We start from the raw sequence: 18,054 nt of genomic DNA, 5'->3' as shown, positions 1-18,054 counted from the left end.
CTAATCTTCTTCATTAGCCTCGCGAATTCGTTCGCGACGTTCGGCTTCCTCTTCCATCACCGCCTTAATCTCCAGCAGCACTGAGTCTACATCTGCAGCTTCGCCGCTGTCTTCAAACTCACCGGTTAGCTCTGTGTCTTCATCCAGCTCACCGTCTTCGTACAGGGCCCACATCTCATCGGCATAGCGAGTCCTTAGCAGGGCCGGGTCAAACTGACCGTAATATTCTGTCATATTATTAATATCACGCCGCAGCATACTTTGCGCGTTATTGTTACCCGCCGCATCCACCGCTTGCGGTAAATCAATAATTACTGGGCCATATTCATCGACAAGTACGTTAAACTCAGAAAGGTCGCCATGAACCAAGCCAGCAACCAACATCAGCTTAACGTAATGCATCACCACCGCATGATCTTCGCAGGCCTGTTCGGCAGACATCGATACATCGTTCAAACGCGGCGCCACGCCGCCCTCTTCATCGGTGACCAGCTCCATAAGTAATACGCCATCAAAGCAGCCGAAGGGTTGTGGTACTCGCACACCCGCTTTAGCCAAGCGATAAAGCGCATCTACCTCGGCGTTATGCCAAGCATCTTCTTGCTGTTTGCGGCCGAATTTTGAGCCTTTTTCCATCGCCCGAGCACGACGACTATTGCGTACTTTGCGGCCTTCTTGATACAGCACGGCCTGCTTAAAACTGCGTTGTGCGGCTTCTTTGTACACCTTCGCGCAGCGAATTTCTTCGCCGCAGCGCACCACATACACCGAGGCTTCTTTACCACTCATTAACGGCCGAAGTACTTCATCTACAATGCCATCATCAATTAGCGGTTGTATGCGTTTAGGGGTTTTCATTATGTCCTTCGTATTGTGCTAGAAAAAACCAGCGTGATCTCGTCACACGGTAAAGCTAGGTTCATTGTAAAGCGCAACGTAAAAATAGGCGACCTCTGTGCTACTTGTTTGGCTTAAGTACAGCGAAACATACATAGCACATTTGCTAATTGGATTTTTTAACAAAGGCGCTAATAATCACAATCCGCGTGCCATTAACTCGGCCTTCAATATGCTCAGGGTTATTCGTTAAAGCAATACCCCGCACTGCGGTACCGCGCTTGGCGACAAAACTTGTGCCTTTAACATCAAGATCCTTGATCAACACTACCGTGTCACCGGCAAATAGCTGGCTGCCATTACTGTCTAAAGTAGGCTCGCCATCGTCGCGTTCCGGCGCATCAATGGCATCAGCCCACTCTTGAACCTCCTCACTCAAATACACGGTATCTAAGAGATCCTGCGCCCATGGCTCAGCGACAAGGCGTTTCAGTAAGCGATACGACAAAACTTGCACTGCGGGAACTGGGCTCCAAACCGTGTCATTCAAACTGTGCCAGCGTTTGGTGTCTAATTCGCCGCTCAGGGTAAGCTGCTCGCGGCACACTGCACATGTCATGACACATTGTTCGGCCTCACTGTCATCATAGGGTGCCACGGCAAATACGGCGAGATGTTCAGGAGATGTGCATAATTCACAGCGTGAGTCGCTGCGCTGCATTACGGCCTGCTCGGTGTTCATAGACATACCTGTTCTAAAAACAGCGTATTTTACGGCCAATAGTGCGTAGAAACGACTCAAATGCAGAAGAAAGGGAAAATTTTAGATTATTTAGAACGATATGGCACTGAAGAACAGTGCCAACAATTAAGACCGAATTAAGACGATTGACTCTCTGCTGATGACTTGACCGTGCCGCTTTCTTTTACTGCAGCATCATTCACAAAGGTTAAACGCGGCGTATCATGCTTTTTTACTTGGCTTGCACCAACAAACTGACCACCAGACTCAATCACCAACTCACGCACTTTAATCTCGCCACTCACCTGACCAGAAGCCACAATTTCAAGCCGATCAGCGTCTATCTTGCCGTCCAAAACACCGCTCACCAATACCCGTTTGGCTTTTACATCACCGGTAAAGCGACCGGTGGTACTGACTATCAAATCGTTCTTAGAGGTTAAATTACCTTTCATCACGCCATCTAGATGAAAATCGTCATTTAGCTCGACGTCGCCGGTAAGCGTGGTGCCAGCTGCGACCACCGTCGTTCTGGAACCGCCGTCTGTTTTCTTAGTGTTTTTGCCAGGGAATCCCATTTTATTTGCTCCTCGCGAGAAAAAAGAACATCGTAGTTCTCCCAAGACCATTCCATAAACGGGCCTGGAGCTAAGCGTCGATGTAAATGTCGTACTTCATAATGCAAGTGTGGTGCACTCGATAAGCCAGTATTACCGGTGTAGCCAATTAAATCGCCCTGACGCACATAGTCGCCACTCGTCACCGAGAGTTTACTCAAATGGCCAAATACCGTTACAAAGCCAAAATTATGGCTAAGCTTAATCATTTGGCCATAGCCACTGCTGGTACCCGCTAATTCAACAACTCCATCTGCAGTTGCATGAACCGGCGTGCCGATAGCCGCTCGTAAATCCGCGCCGCCGTGCAGAGCCATTTTGCCCAGCACCGGGTGATTTCGCATACCATAACGACTCGTCACATGAGCATCAGATAACGGATACCCGCTGGGGATGGTGCTAAGCATTAGATGTTTTTCCGACGCAGTCTGACTCGCCGTGTCTAAGCGCTGATACAAACCCGCATCTGGATCTGGCGTTAAACCAATCATGGTTTCAATCGAACCTAGCTCATCACTCATTACCGAAAGCGCCACCATTTTCTCATCAATGGTATCCTGCAAGCTCTGCTGCTGCGCCAAAAGTGCGTCATTTTCCGCTTTAATCGTGGTTTGATACTGCTGCAAACTCACCACTTCGGCGTTTAAGGTGCCCAAGCGACTGCTCAAAAACAAAATAGCTAAAAAGCCGCCTAAAAAGCAGGTACCTAAGAATATGCCTACGCCAGCCATATACCGACGCATAAGTTGAGTAACGGTGTAGTGCTTGGCACCACTGTAGCTAGTAATTGTTATTCTGTAGTGATCACGCATTCTAATTCTCTAGTGTGCCAGTTCAGCACCCCTTGCTGACCAGCCCTTAAGGGCAAATTAAAATCGAATATCATCCAAAAAAAACGTTAAATCGATGATATTTCCGAAGACCTAAGGGACGTCCAAGTCAATATGGCCGGCCCGATTATGGTATTACTGCGCAAAGGATGCAAATGTGCAGTACATTTATTGCTCAAATTTTCTACAGAGTCGACAAAAATATAAACTTAGAATGTAAAAAAGCGGCCATGAGGCCGCTTAAATTAGAACGCTTTGTGTATTGCGATTAGGGCTGAAGGCCACCAAGTAGGGTGCCGAGTAAACCTTGTAGCACTCCGAGTAAATCCGCATCACCATCTTGCGCTAACGCACCGGTAAAGGCGTTTGAAACACTGCACAGTGCATCAAGCGGAGTACCAGCCAATGGACACGCACCCGCACCACCATCTATTGCCGCCATTAAAGGTGACAACAGAATATCTAAGGGTGTTCCCGTTAGGCCATCGTCACCACCAGCATCACCGCCACCTGACAGCAGAGCTTGTAAGGGTGCAAGTACCTCTAACAGCGCGCCAAAGCCGCCAACATTAGAACCTGCGCCACCACCAGCCAATCCACCAGCTAAAGCACTTTGCAAACTAGCGAGGAAAGTATCGCTCAAGGGGCCAAACAGCGCGTCGGCAGGGCTACCAAAACCACCCGCTGGCAAGCCGCCAAAACCACCACCCAATAGGCCAGTCAATGAAGCAACTGCAGATTGAATCTGGCTACTAACAATTGGACCTTGACCAGATTGCTCTTCAATGAAGCCAATAGGTACCACATCGATCAATAAGCCGTTCAAGAGATTTTCAACTGTGACGCTTAAAGCCGCAGACGTTGCATCAACATCCATATCCTCAAGGGCAATAGCCGTCAAAGACAAGTCGCCTAATGCCTGCTCAAGTGTTGTCAGCAAACCGCCCAATACCGGTGCGCCGCCAATTTGACCTGTTGGATCTTGAGCAACAATTGCCGCCAAACCTTCACTAAACGCAGTACTTAGTTGAGCCAGCAATACTGATGGTGATGGCGCTTCACCACTGCCACCACCATTAGCCATCGCCAAAACCGGCGCCAAGGCTTGTGCCAATGGCTCAAGAGGCGTACCCGCTAACGCAGCTAAAGGATCAGAAGAATCTCCACCACTGCCACCACCTGTACACTCTTCACCCGCCAAGGACGCCAAGGCAATCGGCAAATCAGCGGCTAGCTCTGTCACCGTTGCTTGGAAGTTCGCCGCCGCACCACCAAATAGTGCCGCAGGGTTGCTCAGTGTAGCTGGATCGACATTTGCCAATACCGAATCTAAAACATCCAACACATCGGTAACAACAAAAGAAGTGACACAGCTAACTGGCCCCTCCAATGGTGTACCTGCAGCGCCAGCCACAATAGGCGCTAAAACCTGCTCAGACAGCGGCTGCTGTACCGCATCTAAAGGCCCTTCAACCTCAGAATAGCTTGTAGTTAATGGCTCGTTACTGCCACCTCCATCGCCGCCGCCATTTCCGCTGCTAGATGAGCCGCCACCTCCACCGCCGCCACCACCACAGCCGGTCAGTGCGAGGCTGGCGCTAAACGTCAATGCTAGCAGCCCCTTGTTAGATAATAATTTATTCATACTAAGTACTCCGTTAATTAGCGCTAAATTCGCTTAAACATCTACCCAATTGGCACGTCTGGCGACGCGGTAAAAACCAACTCACCAAGAATTTATGCTGCAATGCGTGCTGGGGACAGTAGAACAAAAATGAGCAATAGTTTAAGTAAGGGAAAACCGAGGAGAACTAAGTAGAAAGGGCCAAAACGAGAACTTCATCACACTCATACAAGCACACAGCAATCTCACAACCAACAATGCTAGCGTGTCGCTGTTTATACAGCATTAGGTGATAATGCATAATTTTGTCGGATTAAGATTTATGCAGGACAAACCGCTGACATGGGACTACCCAGCCCCGTTCACGCAGGAATTTAGTGTTCAAGCGGAACACATCGACTTTATCGGCCATGTTAACAACGCGGTGTATGTAAGCTGGTGCCAGCAAGCTGGCTGGGAACACTCATTAAGCCTAGGCTTGGGGTTTACAGAATACCAAGCCTTAGACGCCGCCATGATTATTCGACGCGCTAATTACGACTACATCCTCTCCGCCTACGCTGGCGAAGAGTGCGTGATGGGAACGTGGCTAACTGCCAATGACCACAAACTCACCATGGAGCGCTGTTTTCAACTGCTGCGCAAATCCGACGGCAAAACACTGCTGCGCGGACACTGGCAATTGGTGAGTATTCGCATGAGTAACGGTAAGCCTAGGCGTATGCCTGTCGAATTCGATGAACGCTATGGTGCGGCCGTGATAGATCCTGCTGCGTAGTCGAGTGCACCACCACACAATCCGTGTAGAATACGACGATCAATTTACTTAATAGAGAGAGTGCTAAGGTGACCAGCCAATACGCCGAACACCCCGCCATGTTTCGCAATAACCCACTGGGCTTTATACTTGCCGTCATTCTGATTCCCGCAGCTATCGGCATTTTGATCCTGCTGGTCTGGTATTTAAAGTGTAAATCAACTCTACTAGAGATTAACGACAACGAGATCATTCTTGAGCAAGGCCTGCTAAGTAAAGAGCGCACCGAACTTAACGTGTCAGGCATTCGCACCGTTAAAATTAAGCAGTCATTTTTCAATCGTTTATTTGGTGTTGGCACCGTGTCTATCTTCACCGCAGGTGACAATCCAGAGATTCAGGCCCACGGCATGCCAAAACCGGAAGTGTTTCGAGAATTGGTGAAAGCTCGCCAGTCCAGCCCAGCCTGAGCGCCGCAACAGCATGAGCACACCGCCCGACAAAAACGACAGCCAAGCCATTAAAATTGCGCTCGTCTCCGCCGCATTAATTGCTATGCTCGCCCTTGCCTTTATTTTATTTTTACCCTTGGCGTCGGCATTTGTAGAGCAGTACTTCAGTGCCGGGTTAGGTTTAAAAGACGCTGCCGTCATCGCATTTTTTATTACCGTCATCACCTTGGTGATTTTTGCTGTTGCCGCCGGCGACGGTTTACTCGGTGAACTGCAATTTATGCTCGGCGGTTTTTTCGGTTTCTTCCTCGTCCTGTGGTTACTCATTGCGTGGATATTTTAGACCCTACAATGCCTATCTATCGCAACGGAAACCTCTGGCATGCTTGATCTCTTCGATGTCACCGCGCTGTTTGGATTTTGCGCCATCCTCGGGTATTTTTGGCGAGCCCAAGGCACCCGTGAAATAGCACTGCGCGCCACCCGCCAACACCTTCAACAACAACAATTATCTTTGCTCGATGGCAACGTCGCCTTGCGGGCTGTTTGGTTTAAACGCAACCGTCAAGGCGAGCTAAAACTCTGGCGTCGTTATATATTCGAATTCACCGCCACCGGACACGAGCGATACAAAGGCTGCGTGATTACCCTCGGCAATCGCGTCGAGAATTTCCAGCTAGAACCACACCGCTTTCCGGACGATATACTTCACTAGTTAGTGTTGACCAGTACTCGCCAGCACACCCATTATTTTTAATTCTACTCAAGCGAAACCCACTATGCGCCACGGTACATCCTATTCCAAAAACCAAGATGTTAGCTGGAGCACATTGCGCGAGTTAATCCCGTATTTAATGGCATTTCGCTCACGTATTGGACTGGCCTTGGTGTGCCTAATTGCCGCTAAGGTAGCGAGCGTTGGCTTACCCTTCATTCTAAAAAACATTGTCGACACCCTCGACAAAAACGATCAGCCCGCCATCTTAATTTTACCGATTGCACTCTTAGTCGCCTACGGCGTGCTGCGCTTTGCCAATGTGCTCTTCGGAGAATTGCGCGACACTATTTTTGGCCGCGTAACCGAGCGCGCCATGCGCGAAGTTGGCCTCACTGTGTTTAAACACCTTCACGCCCTAGATTTAGAGTTCCACCTTAACCGTCGCACCGGCGGCCTATCCAGAGACATCGAGCGCGGCACCAACGGCATAAATTTTTTACTGCGGTTTATGGTATTTAACATCGTGCCGACGTTTATCGAAATCGGTCTAGTCATAGCGTTATTAGGCTGGCGCTACAGCATGTGGTTTGCGGTAATCGTATTTGCCGCGGTGGTTTGCTACGTCGCCTTTTCTATCTTTGCCACCGAATGGCGCACCGGCTATATACGCCGTGCCAACGAGGCGGAATCTCGCAGTAGCACCCGGGCAGTAGACAGCTTATTAAATTTTGAAACCGTGAAGTACTTTGGCAACGAGCAATACGAAGCCAATCACTACGACAATGAATTAGAAAACTGGGAGAAAGCGCGTCGCCAAAACCGCCTGAGCCTTTTCGCCCTCAATGCCGGTCAAGCTTTAATCATAGCATCAGCTATGACCGCCGCCATGGTGTTGGCCGCCAGCGAAGTGGTCAACAAAAACATGACCCTCGGCGACTTTGTGTTGATCAACGCCTTTATGATGCAAATTTTTGTACCGCTAAATTTTCTCGGCTTTGTGTACCGAGAAATGAAAGGTTCAATGGCTAACATCGAGGCGATGTTTGCTCTGCTCCGCCAAAAAGCGACGATTACAAATGCCGAGAACGCACCGCATTTACAACTTAGCGAAGGCCGTATTGAAGTCGAAAATCTCAGTTTTCGCTACCAAAGTGAACGCCCAATTATAAATAACATTAGCTTTAAAGTGGGGTCAAATCAGAAGGTCGCCATCGTCGGCAGTAGCGGCGCGGGAAAATCTACCCTGCTTAAATTGCTGTTCAGATTTTACGATGCCAGCGAAGGCCGTATTCTTATCGACGGCCAAGATATTAAAACCGTCGATCAATCCTCACTGCGACGCGCATTGGGCATCGTGCCGCAAGACACCGTGCTGTTTAATCAGTCCATTCTTGAGAACATTCGCTACGGCAGAATTGACGCCAGCGATGAAGACGTACTCGAAGCCATTCGCATGGCTCACCTCAGTGACTTTATTGCCCATCTGCCCAAGGGCGTAGACACCATGGTCGGCGAACGTGGACTAAAATTATCTGGTGGCGAGAAACAACGTGTGGCCATCGCCAGAGCCTTGCTCAAGCAATCGCCCATAATGATATTTGACGAGGCAACCTCATCCCTCGACAGCGCCTCTGAGCGCCTCATTCTTGAAGCCATTCGCGATATCGCCCGTGAGCACACCATGTTGGTTATCGCCCACCGCCTATCGACCATCGTCGACGCAGACCACATTTTAGTACTTGAACAGGGTGAAATAGTCGAACAAGGCACCCACATGACACTGCTCGAGCAAGGCGGCCAATACGCCCATCTTTGGTCTTTACAACAACGTGAACGGGCTTTGAGCGCCACTACCTAGCATCTGCAGATCGCCTCACCCTTTCCTGTGATTGCCAGCCCCTAAGGACTCTTATAATCTTAGGCGGTAATACACAATAGGGAATATTTATGCAGCAGCTTTCAGGTCAGGACGCCATGTTCATTCACACCGAGATTGAGGGTTTACCTCAGCATATCGGTATCATGAGTATTTACGACCAATCAACCGCCCCAGACGGCTTAGTGCGTTTTAAGCAAATTTTGCAGCTAATCGATAGCCGCTCACACCTGTCCCCCATCTTTAACCGCCGTCTTCGCAAAGTGCCATTAAACCTAGATCAACCCTATTGGGAAGACGTGGAAGATGCCGATATCGAGGCCCACGTACATCACATGGCACTGCCGAAACCCGGCGATTGGCGCCAGCTCTGCATTCTTGCATCACGGATTCATGCCCGCCCCCTAGACCTAAGCAAACCACTGTGGGAAATGTATATCATCGAAGGCCTAGACAGTGTTCGCAATCTTCCTAAAGGCTGTTTTGCGGTAATGACCAAGGTGCATCACGCGGCAATGGATGGCGCCACCGGCGCGCGCTTTGTGCCACTGCTCCACGATCTCAGCCCAGACACCGTCGACGTCGGAATAGCGCCAAGAAAAATCGTTCAAAAATATAACGACTGGCATATGTTGAATAAAGCCTTGGTGAACAACCTTAAAAAGCCAAGTCAATTTATTAATTTACTAGGTAGTGCGATACCAAGTTGGCGCCGCATCCAACGTGGCAAGAAAGAACAAGATTTCACCACCCTCGAAGACAAGCAAAAAACCCTCTTCCAAGGCAAGATCTCTTCTCACCGGGTTTGCGATGCCGTGCCCTTCGCCTTTGAAGATATTCGCGCCATTAAAAATACCGTATCTGGCGCCACTATCAACGACGCCATGCTGTGCATTATATCTGGCGCACTGCGCAAATACCTGTCTGCCAAAAACGCGCTCCCAGAAAAAACCTTGGTCAGCGGCTGCCCTATTGATGTACGCAGCAATGAAGAACGCAGCGCTGGCGGGAATATGGTCGGTTTTATGACGGTATCCCTGCACTCCGACATTACAGAACCAAAAGCCAGACTAAGCGCGATCCACAACGCATCTATGAGTAGCAAAGCCTACGCCGACGCACTCGGCCCACGTATGGCGGTAGATGTGACTAATGTGCTACCCGGCGGCATGTTATCCCTTGCCATGCGCGCTGCCTCGGCAACCGGCCTAACCGAGGCCGCCGTGATATTTAATACGGTAGTCACCAATGTACCCGGCCCCACACAGCAACTGTATTTCTGCGGTGCCAAAATGGTAGACGGTATGAATTTTGGGCCACTGTTGCCAAATGTCGGCCTCTTCCATATTGTTTACAGCTCAGTATTAGATAAGGTTGGTACTATTTCGGTATCCTTTAGCGCCTGCCGCAAAATGTTGCCCGATCCGGAATTTTACTCCGCCTGTTTGCAAGACTCCTTCGAAGAACTTAAAACGGCTTGTCTTGGTGACCACTCACAAGAGCATCAAAACAAAGCAGCGACGTAAATAAAATTAAACAGGAAACACCTCACCCATGAATGATAGCCACGACCTACGCCTGATTATTGAATCTCGTATTCCCGTGGTTATCATCGAAACATGGGAAGAAAAACGCGCGTTAACGTTACTGTCAAAACTCGGGATTCAACTCGGTATGCCGGTATTTGCATGGTCGATCACCGACGGCCTGCGCCGCTGTGACTACGACCAAGCAAGCAGCCAAACACTTACCACAGAGCCAGAAGCGGCACTGAAACATATTCGCAGTACTAAGCTCGCCGGCATTTATGCACTCTGCGATTTTCATCCGTTTTTAAATGACGAACCTCGTATCGTCAGACTAATAAAAGACATCGCTCTAGACGCTGAAGAAACAGGGCAGTGCCTCATTTTAATCAGTCACGCCATAGATATTCCCAGCGAATTCAAGCGCCACAGCGCCCGCTTTAGTCTTTCTGTACCGGAAGATCACAAGCTTCGAGCGGCAGTCTACAAAGAGGCCCAAGAATTCACCAATACCAAAGGTCGCAAAGTTAAAACCGACCGAGACGCGCTAGACAAGCTCATCAGCAATTTACGTGGCCTGTCCTTAGACGACGCCCGCAAACTAGCGCGGGGAGCTATTTTTCAAGACGGCGCCATTACCCATTCCGACATCGCCGCCGTAAACAAAGCCAAATTTGAATTACTCGATATGGAGGGCGTCTTAAGCTTTGAATATGACACTGCCAATTTCGCCCAAGTCGGCGGTCTTTCAAAATTAAAAGACTGGCTAGCTAAACGTGAACGGGCCTTTAACCAACACGGCGACGACTCACCCAAGGGTATTATGCTGGTTGGCGTACAAGGCGGCGGTAAAAGTTTGGCCGCCAAAGCCGTAGCGGGTTTATGGGGTTTGCCACTGCTAAGAATGGACATGGGCGCGCTCTACAATAAATTTTTCGGCGAATCTGAGCGCAATGTGCGCGAAGCTTTAGCGCTTGCCGAAACCATGTCGCCCTGTGTGCTCTGGATTGATGAAATTGAAAAAGGCATTGGTAGCGACGCCCACGACGGCGGCACCTCGCGCCGAATACTCGCCACCTTATTAACGTGGATGGCGGAACGAAAACACGCGGTATTTGTTGTCGCCACCGCCAACGACATTCAGCGCCTACCACCAGAACTCATTCGCAAAGGACGGCTCGACGAAATCTTCTTTGTGGATTTACCCTCAGAAAAAGTCCGCCAAGACATTTTTGCAATTCATCTTAAAAAGCGTAACTTTGAACTTCAAGACTTTCGCTGCGCCGAACTCAGTGCCGCCACTGAAGGATTCACAGGGGCAGAGATAGAACAAGCCATCGTCGCGGCCCGCTATTCCGCCAGTGCCCGCAATGAACAATTAACAACCGCTCATATACTCCACGAGATTTCGAATACCGTGCCGCTGGCAATTACCATGAGTGAGAATATCGATGCGCTGCGCCACTGGTGCCAAAGTCGGGCGGTGGCGAGCGACTAGAGCCGAGCCTTAGACTGCAATTTACGGCATACTGACGGCCTCAATTTGAAGCCCAGAACGGATACATCATGCCATTACTGCCCCTCACCCACCTGCTCTGCCCCATCGACCAGAGCGAGTTGCAACAAGACGGCAATACCTGGCGCTGCCAAAACAATCACTGTTTTGATATAGCAAAGCAGGGGCATGTAAACCTACTTCCGGTGCAGAATAAAAAGTCCCTCGATCCCGGCGATAGCAAAGAAATGATTGCCGCGCGGCGTGATTTTTTAAACAGCGGCGCTTACCAGCCGCTGGCGCAAGCCTTGGCATCGACTATAGAAACGCTCGCGCAAGGGAATCACCAGTTAGCGATCTTAGATGCGGGTTGCGGTGAAGGGTATTACCTTAATTCAGTTTGTGAGAGTTTATTAGCACAGGATATTGCGCTGACGGCAACGGGCTTAGATATCTCAAAGTGGGCAGTACGCAGCTGTAAAATCCGCAACCCCCAACTGAATGGTTTGGTTGCCAGCAACCGCCAAATACCGCTACCGGATCAGAGTCAGGATATCTTGTTATGCACCTTTGGCTTTCCGGTTTACAGCGAATTTAAGCGGGTTTTAAAGCCCGGTGGTCACATTGTAATGGCCGACCCCGGCCCTGAGCATCTGATCGAATTACGCAGTGCCATTTACGAAACGGTGCGTCGCAATCCACCTACCGACGTCAGTGCTGCCCTTGATGCAAACTGGCAACTCAGCCATAGCCAAGCTGTGCAATTCACCACTGAGCCACTCACCGCAGCGCAGTTTGAACAGCTATTAGTGATGACTCCACACCTCTATCGCGCAAGCCGCGAGGGCCGCGATCGAGTCGCCAAATTACAAGATATTGCGGTTACCGGTGATGTACTAATACGGGTAATCAGTCATCTCGGAAATTAAAATATTTACGTGAAAAAACAGAAAGAGGAACTGAGCGACCAGATAATATCCGGCCGCTCAAAATCAAAACTTACAATATATTTCGCGCAATAATCATACGTTGAATTTCACTGGTACCTTCGTAAATACTGGTGATACGCACATCACGCGCCAATCGCTCCAACGGGTATTCTCGGTTATAGCCATTGCCACCTAATATCTGCAAGCCAGCGTAACAAGCGCGATTTGCTGCTTCAGTAGCGAACAATTTCGCCATGGACGCCTGCTTACCAAAATCGCCGCCGCTCTCTTTGGTAAACGCCGCTTGCATCAAGAGCAAACGTGCCGCTTCCATTTCGGTGTAAGCGTCTGCGAGCATCCATTGCAAACCTTGGAAATTAGAAATAGCCTGGCCGAATTGCTGACGTTCCTTTGCATAATCGCGGGCGTAATCTAAAGCTGCTTCGCCGATTCCTAAGGCCAGCGAACCGACGCCAATACGACCACCTGCCAACTCGCCTAGCGCAACTTGGTAGCCGCGATGCAATGTCCCCATCAAGGCTGAAGCCGGCACGCGACAATCATCAAAATAGACGGGATTGGTCGCCGAGCCTTTCTGACCCATTTTTTCTTCAGCGGGACCAACGGTCAGACCAGCAGTTTCACGCTCAACCAAGAAGCATGAAATACCTTTGCCACGCGGCGCCTCTTTATCTGTCACCGCCCAAACCACAAACACACCGGCATATTCAGCACTAGTAATATAGGCTTTAGAGCCATTTAATACCCAGCTATCGCCGTCACGCACTGCCGTAGTTTTCATGCCAGATGGATCTGAGCCTGCTCCCGATTCTGTTAAGCAAAAGCCAGCTGCCAAATATTCACCTGAACATATTTTAGGTAGATACGCCGCCTTCTGATCTTCGCTAGCCACTGATTGAATCACTTCCGCCACCATATTGGTCACCGACACGGTGACGGCTGTTGACGCACAGCCTCTCGCTAATCCAGTAATAGCAAGGCTAAACGCAACTGTACCCGCTTCTGTGCCACCGTAATCAGCGGCCACGTTCAAGCCCATAAAGCCGAGGTCGGCTAGCTTTTTAAGGTTAGCTAAAAATTCCTCTTTGCCTTTTCCTTCATCCAATTTAGCAGCGTTTGGCACTAGCTCTTTGGCCGCAAAATCCGCTGCCGTTTGCTGAATGAACTGCTGCTCTTCTGTGAGATTTAAATTCATTACACCTAGCCCTGCCATATAAAATTTAAAGAAAAATAATAAAAGCAGGAGACGCTCAGCGCCTCCTTTTTTCAACCATTGAATTACATACGCTCAATGATAATTGCTGGCGCCATACCGCCCGCAGTACACATGGTAATTAAACCGCGCTTTAAATTTCGACGCTCTAATTCATCCAAAACGGTACCGATTAGGATAGAACCGGTCGCGCCAATAGGATGACCTAGGGCCATTGAACCGCCGTTAACATTTATCTTGTCACGGTCAATATTTAGCTTGCGGATAAAGCGCTCAAGTACCACGGCAAAAGCTTCGTTAACTTCAAACAGGTCGATATCATCAACGGTTAAACCCGCTTTTTTAAGCACTTTTTCAGCAGCAGCCACCGGCGCATTCAGCATTAGAGTTGGGCAGTCGCCCATGTTCGCCATGGCCAAGACTTTTGCGCGAGGCTTCCAGCCCTGCTTTGTCGCGTACTCTGGTGAAGCCAGCAAGATCGCCGCCGCACCATCAACCACACCTGATGAGTTACCTGCGTGGTGAACGTGATTTATTTCAATATCGGGGTATTTTTGCTGCATTAATTTGCGATAGGTTAGGCCGCTCTCGTCCAACTCTTTATCGGCCAGCGCGGGGAATGAAGGCTTAAGTTGCGACAAGGTTTCAAATGTTGTGCCTGGACGTGGAAACTCTTCTTTGTCCAAGGCCAAAGTGCCGTCTTCGTGATAAACCGGCACGACACTTTTCTTGAAATAACCATTCTCGATCGCGTGGGCCGCGCGCTGCTGGCTCAAGGCTGCCAACTTATCCAAGGCTTCGCGATCGATGCCTTCCAAGGTTGCAATGGTATCTGCACACACACCTTGATGGCTTTGTGGATGGCTTTCACGCAAACGTAAATTGCCGCTGTCCATAATCTCTGGCAAGCCGTTATCGTGGCCGTAGCTAGACATCATCTCGGCACCACCGGCAATAACCATATCCTCCATACCAGACATAATCGAGGCCGCAGCAATATTCACACTGGTAATACCAGAACCACAAAAACGGTCTAGCGTTACGCCGCTAGAGCGAATATCAAAACCAGCATCTAAGGCCGACATCCGGCCCATATCACCGGCGTGACGACCGCGCTGGCAGCTAGTGCCCCACACTACGTCGTCCACTTCCGCAGTATTAATTTTATTGCGCTCAACCAGCGCTTTTAATACGCAGGCACCCAACTGCTGTGGATGAATTTCTGCCAATGCGCCCTTACCTAATTTACCTATGCCACGCGGCGTACGGCAGGCGTCGATAATCCATGCTTCACTCATAGTTAATTCCTCAATCATTCATAAACTAAACACGTATTGAAAACCGGTTCCGGTCGTACTTAACGCGCTACCAGCAGAAAACCTGTAACTATTTTGGCTGCATACGCAGGCCAGCATCCATACGGATACACTCACCGTTGATGTAATCGTTCTCAATAATGCTGGTAACCATGTGGGCGATTTCAGGTGCACGACCAAGACGTTTTGGAAACAGCGGCGTGCTGCTAAGCGCTTGATAAACAGGTGCCGGCAACGATTCAAACATCGGTGTATTGATCAGGCCTGGCGCAATAGTGTTTACCCGAATGCCCACGGTGGATAGATCCCGCGCGATAGGTAAAGTCATGCCCACAATACCGCCCTTGCTGGCACTGTAAGCCGCTTGTCCAACCTGACCTTCAAATGCGGCAACAGATGCGGTGTTAACAATGGCACCGCGCACACCGTCTTCGTTGTCTGGTGTGTTCTTGGCCATTTGCTCGGCGCACAAACGCAGCACGTTAAAAGTACCGGTTAAATTAACCGCCAAGGTTTTTTGCCATAAATCCAGCGGGAAAGGGCCGTCTTTGCCCAGTGTTTTACTACCGGTGGCAATGCCCGCACAGTTAACGCAAATATGGATTGCGCCGAAGGCCGCCATAGTAGCGTTCACACCTGCTTGCACAGATTCTTCGCTGGTCACGTTTACGTCGGCAAACATGACTGACTCACCAAGCTCGACAACAACCGCCTCACCCGCCGCTGCATTCATATCAAATATCGCGGCCTTAGCACCTAGGTTTACCAAGCGTTTAACGATCTCTAATCCCATACCAGATGCACCACCGCTAACAACAGCGACTTTACCTTTGATATCCATTAACTTTCTCCAAATGAGGGAAGGAACCGCACGCAGCGGCAAAAAAATAGACTTGTGCGCAATATTCCGCTTCTGTACTGCTTAAAACAATGACGTAAAAGAAGACAAAAATAGACATATTGTTATAATGCCGAATCACATTAAGCTGAGCCTATTGCCGTGCGTTCGCCGACCATCTCCATTTATTTCATTCAGGCCTGCCTAAAAAACCTGAGTCACCAGCCTGACAAACAACTGGCATTGCTGGCGAAAAATCATATTTCGCCGATGATTTTGCAGTCCACCACGGCGCGAGTACCCGCCGAGAACTACGCGAATCTACTCCGCGACACTATGCAAGAAATGGACGATGAGTTAATGGGTTACGGCAGCCTGCCGCAAAAATTAGGCTGCTGGAGTACGATGGTGGAGCTAGCGGCCAACTCAAGTAATTTGGGCGAAAGTTTAAAAAAGCTCGCCCGTTTCTATCGCTTAGTGCCTTGGGGCTTAGAAACCAAACTGAGCACTGACAGCAATGGCAACGCCTACCTATCACTGAACCGCAGCAACAATGAACGCGGCGATAGGCAGTTTGATCCCTATTTATATGAATCTTTTTTATTCTATATTCATCGCACCGCAAACTGGCTTATCGGCCGGCAAATACCACTTCACGCGGTTGACTTCTGCTTTGCAGAAACGCCACATCGCCAGGTGTATTGGGACATGTACTTTTGCAAAGATATTTATTTTCAGCAGCCACTGTCTCAGCTACGATTTTCATCCGCGATGCTCGATCTACCAGTGGCAAAGTCCGCCCAAGCAGTTAGCGCCTTTTTAAGCCACGTCAATCAAGCCATGATCACGCAAGTCTATGCTCAAAAAAGTTGGCACTACAAAGTAAGTACCCGTCTAGAAGCACAACTCAGCGACAACCCCTCCTTTAGTGATTTTGCTAAGGGCTTTAATATTCACCCCCATACTCTGCGGAGCTATCTGCGCGATGAAGGTTTTCAATACCAAGATATAAAAGACCGTGTTCGCCGCGACAGCGCAATTTTCTATTTGAGCTCGCGGGGGAAAAGCGTGGAGGACGCGGCCGCTTTAACCGGATTTTCTGAGGCCAGTGCGTTTATTCGCGCCTTTAAAAAATGGACTGGAAATACGCCGATCCACTACAAACGTAAATATTAAACTTCTCGCCTAATAGCCAAACTTCTGCCGATATGACCTTGGCGTTAATCCGGTTTTGCGCTGAAATAGGCGATTAAAAGAGCTGATGTCGGCATAGCCGATACGCTGCATTATTTGCTCGGAAGACATACCAGTACTTTCCAGTAATTTCTTCGCGGCTTCAATCCGCAGGTTTTGCAAATAGCTATTCGGCGTATCGCCTACCGCTTCCTTAAAACGCCGCATCAATGTTCTTGAGCTAACGTGAAATTGCGCAGCGAGCTTATTCAAGGAAAACGGTTCCGTCAGATTTTTCTCAAGATGATCCTGTGCCGACAGTACCAGCACATCACTATGCTCCTGCTGTCTCGGCAATATTAAATACGGGGTTTGCTGCGTTAGATTGGTATCGACCAATAAGGTTTTTGCGCACAAGGATGCCACCGCCTTGCCCATATAGCGCTCTACCATTATCAATGCCGAGAGCATTTCAGCGCCATTGGCACCGCCTGTTATTAGACGTGTTTCATCAACAACCAATTCGCCGGCACGTAAATCAATATCAGGGTAGCGCTGCCTAAACTGCTCGGCCAGCCACCAGCTCGTGGTCGCACCCAAGCCACTTAACAAGCCAGTTTCTGCCAACACAAAGCTACTCGTACAATGTGCACAAATGATACTGCCGTTGGCATACTGGCGCCCAAGCCACGCGATGATAGTGCCCATCGCCTGTAATTTTTGACTGAATGCCTTGCCACCAGGGTAATTCATGGCCGGTAACACCACGATACTTCCTTCGCCCAAATCCGTCAGCTCGCCATCGACCGCAATTCGCAAGCCCGATGCCGTCTTAACCGGCCCACCATCCTCGGATAGAACCTTCCATTCAAAGACACCTTCCTGCCGTTTATACTGCTCACGCCAATGGGAATTGGCGACTAAATACAGATCCTGCGGATTGGCCAAGCTTCCCGCATAGCAATCTTCATAAGCAACAACATAGACCTTCGGCATTTTTCACCCCACTCTGCCCTCCGAAATCCCCAAACACCAAGTGTCTCTATCAGCATGTTTAATGTCAATACAGACACTACCCCAAAGCCAACCA

General features: G+C 49.5%; 18 protein-coding genes. 9 read left to right on the top strand and 9 right to left on the bottom strand.

Annotation, left to right across the window (positions count from 1 at the left end; all coding sequences use genetic code 11):
- From GVJ32_RS05040 to GVJ32_RS05020, 5 genes are all read right to left on the bottom strand, one after another.
- Complete coding sequence (locus GVJ32_RS05040) at positions 1-858, bottom strand: PA4780 family RIO1-like protein kinase (RefSeq protein ID WP_159238967.1); 858 nt, start codon at positions 856-858, stop codon at positions 1-3.
- Between the two features lie 145 nt (positions 859-1,003).
- The gene (locus GVJ32_RS05035; RefSeq protein WP_235035044.1) at positions 1,004-1,585 is read right to left on the bottom strand and encodes a PhnA domain-containing protein; all 582 of its coding nucleotides are present in this window, start codon (positions 1,583-1,585) and stop codon (positions 1,004-1,006) included.
- 131 nt (positions 1,586-1,716) lie between these two features.
- Positions 1,717-2,103, bottom strand: coding sequence for a bactofilin family protein (locus GVJ32_RS05030; RefSeq protein ID WP_159238966.1), 387 nt, complete (start codon positions 2,101-2,103; stop codon positions 1,717-1,719).
- Positions 2,061-3,008 (bottom strand): M23 family metallopeptidase, encoded by a 948-nt coding sequence (locus GVJ32_RS05025; RefSeq protein WP_159238965.1) that lies wholly within the window; start codon positions 3,006-3,008, stop codon positions 2,061-2,063. The genes GVJ32_RS05030 and GVJ32_RS05025 overlap by 43 nt, the downstream gene beginning before the upstream one ends.
- A gap of 286 nt (positions 3,009-3,294) precedes the next feature.
- The gene (locus tag GVJ32_RS05020; protein WP_159238964.1) at positions 3,295-4,671 is read right to left on the bottom strand and encodes a hypothetical protein; all 1,377 of its coding nucleotides are present in this window, start codon (positions 4,669-4,671) and stop codon (positions 3,295-3,297) included.
- A gap of 301 nt (positions 4,672-4,972) precedes the next feature.
- Between GVJ32_RS05020 and GVJ32_RS05015 the strand changes: the two genes are divergently transcribed.
- The 8 genes from GVJ32_RS05015 to GVJ32_RS04980 all read left to right on the top strand — a co-directional run bounded on the left by GVJ32_RS05015 (position 4,973) and on the right by GVJ32_RS04980 (position 12,403).
- On the top strand, positions 4,973-5,428 hold the full coding sequence (locus tag GVJ32_RS05015; RefSeq protein WP_159238963.1) for an acyl-CoA thioesterase: 456 nt from the start codon (positions 4,973-4,975) through the stop codon (positions 5,426-5,428).
- Positions 5,429-5,496: 68 nt separating this feature from the next.
- A complete protein-coding gene (locus GVJ32_RS05010) occupies positions 5,497-5,877 on the top strand; it encodes a PH domain-containing protein (RefSeq protein WP_235035043.1) in 381 nt (126 codons plus the stop codon).
- A gap of 13 nt (positions 5,878-5,890) precedes the next feature.
- A complete protein-coding gene (locus GVJ32_RS05005; protein WP_159238962.1) occupies positions 5,891-6,202 on the top strand; it encodes a hypothetical protein in 312 nt (103 codons plus the stop codon).
- 39 nt (positions 6,203-6,241) lie between these two features.
- Entirely contained in the window at positions 6,242-6,574 is a 333-nt protein-coding gene (locus GVJ32_RS05000; protein ID WP_159238961.1) for a DUF3301 domain-containing protein, read from the top strand.
- Positions 6,575-6,638: 64 nt separating this feature from the next.
- Complete coding sequence (locus tag GVJ32_RS04995; protein ID WP_159238960.1) at positions 6,639-8,435, top strand: ABCB family ABC transporter ATP-binding protein/permease; 1,797 nt, start codon at positions 6,639-6,641, stop codon at positions 8,433-8,435.
- Positions 8,436-8,524: 89 nt separating this feature from the next.
- Positions 8,525-9,979, top strand: a complete 1,455-nt coding sequence (locus tag GVJ32_RS04990; protein ID WP_159238959.1) for a WS/DGAT/MGAT family O-acyltransferase — start codon at positions 8,525-8,527, stop codon at positions 9,977-9,979.
- Positions 9,980-10,007: 28 nt separating this feature from the next.
- Positions 10,008-11,477 carry an AAA family ATPase gene (locus tag GVJ32_RS04985; protein WP_159238958.1) on the top strand — a complete coding sequence of 490 codons (1,470 nt, stop codon included), beginning with the start codon at positions 10,008-10,010 and terminating at the stop codon, positions 11,475-11,477.
- Between the two features lie 68 nt (positions 11,478-11,545).
- Positions 11,546-12,403 (top strand): putative RNA methyltransferase, encoded by an 858-nt coding sequence (locus GVJ32_RS04980; protein WP_159238957.1) that lies wholly within the window; start codon positions 11,546-11,548, stop codon positions 12,401-12,403.
- Between the two features lie 70 nt (positions 12,404-12,473).
- Here GVJ32_RS04980 and GVJ32_RS04975 read toward each other — a convergent pair whose 3' ends face one another.
- From GVJ32_RS04975 to GVJ32_RS04965, 3 genes are all read right to left on the bottom strand, one after another.
- Positions 12,474-13,619 (bottom strand): acyl-CoA dehydrogenase family protein, encoded by a 1,146-nt coding sequence (locus tag GVJ32_RS04975; protein WP_159238956.1) that lies wholly within the window; start codon positions 13,617-13,619, stop codon positions 12,474-12,476.
- 83 nt (positions 13,620-13,702) lie between these two features.
- Positions 13,703-14,935 (bottom strand): acetyl-CoA C-acetyltransferase, encoded by a 1,233-nt coding sequence (locus GVJ32_RS04970; RefSeq protein WP_159238955.1) that lies wholly within the window; start codon positions 14,933-14,935, stop codon positions 13,703-13,705.
- An 88-nt stretch (positions 14,936-15,023) separates the two neighbouring features.
- On the bottom strand, positions 15,024-15,794 hold the full coding sequence (locus tag GVJ32_RS04965; RefSeq protein ID WP_159238954.1) for an SDR family NAD(P)-dependent oxidoreductase: 771 nt from the start codon (positions 15,792-15,794) through the stop codon (positions 15,024-15,026).
- Between the two features lie 159 nt (positions 15,795-15,953).
- On the opposite strand from GVJ32_RS04965, the gene GVJ32_RS04960 reads away from it, so the two are divergent.
- Positions 15,954-16,967 carry an AraC family transcriptional regulator gene (locus GVJ32_RS04960; RefSeq protein WP_159238953.1) on the top strand — a complete coding sequence of 338 codons (1,014 nt, stop codon included), beginning with the start codon at positions 15,954-15,956 and terminating at the stop codon, positions 16,965-16,967.
- 9 nt (positions 16,968-16,976) lie between these two features.
- Here GVJ32_RS04960 and GVJ32_RS04955 read toward each other — a convergent pair whose 3' ends face one another.
- The gene (locus GVJ32_RS04955) at positions 16,977-17,960 is read right to left on the bottom strand and encodes a GlxA family transcriptional regulator (RefSeq protein ID WP_159238952.1); all 984 of its coding nucleotides are present in this window, start codon (positions 17,958-17,960) and stop codon (positions 16,977-16,979) included.
- Positions 17,961-18,054 lie beyond the last annotated feature (94 nt).

The organism is Zhongshania aliphaticivorans (genome assembly GCF_902705855.1).
Taxonomy (GTDB): domain Bacteria; phylum Pseudomonadota; class Gammaproteobacteria; order Pseudomonadales; family Spongiibacteraceae; genus Spongiibacter; species Spongiibacter aliphaticivorans_B.
This window is presented reverse-complemented; position numbering and strand designations above follow the sequence as displayed.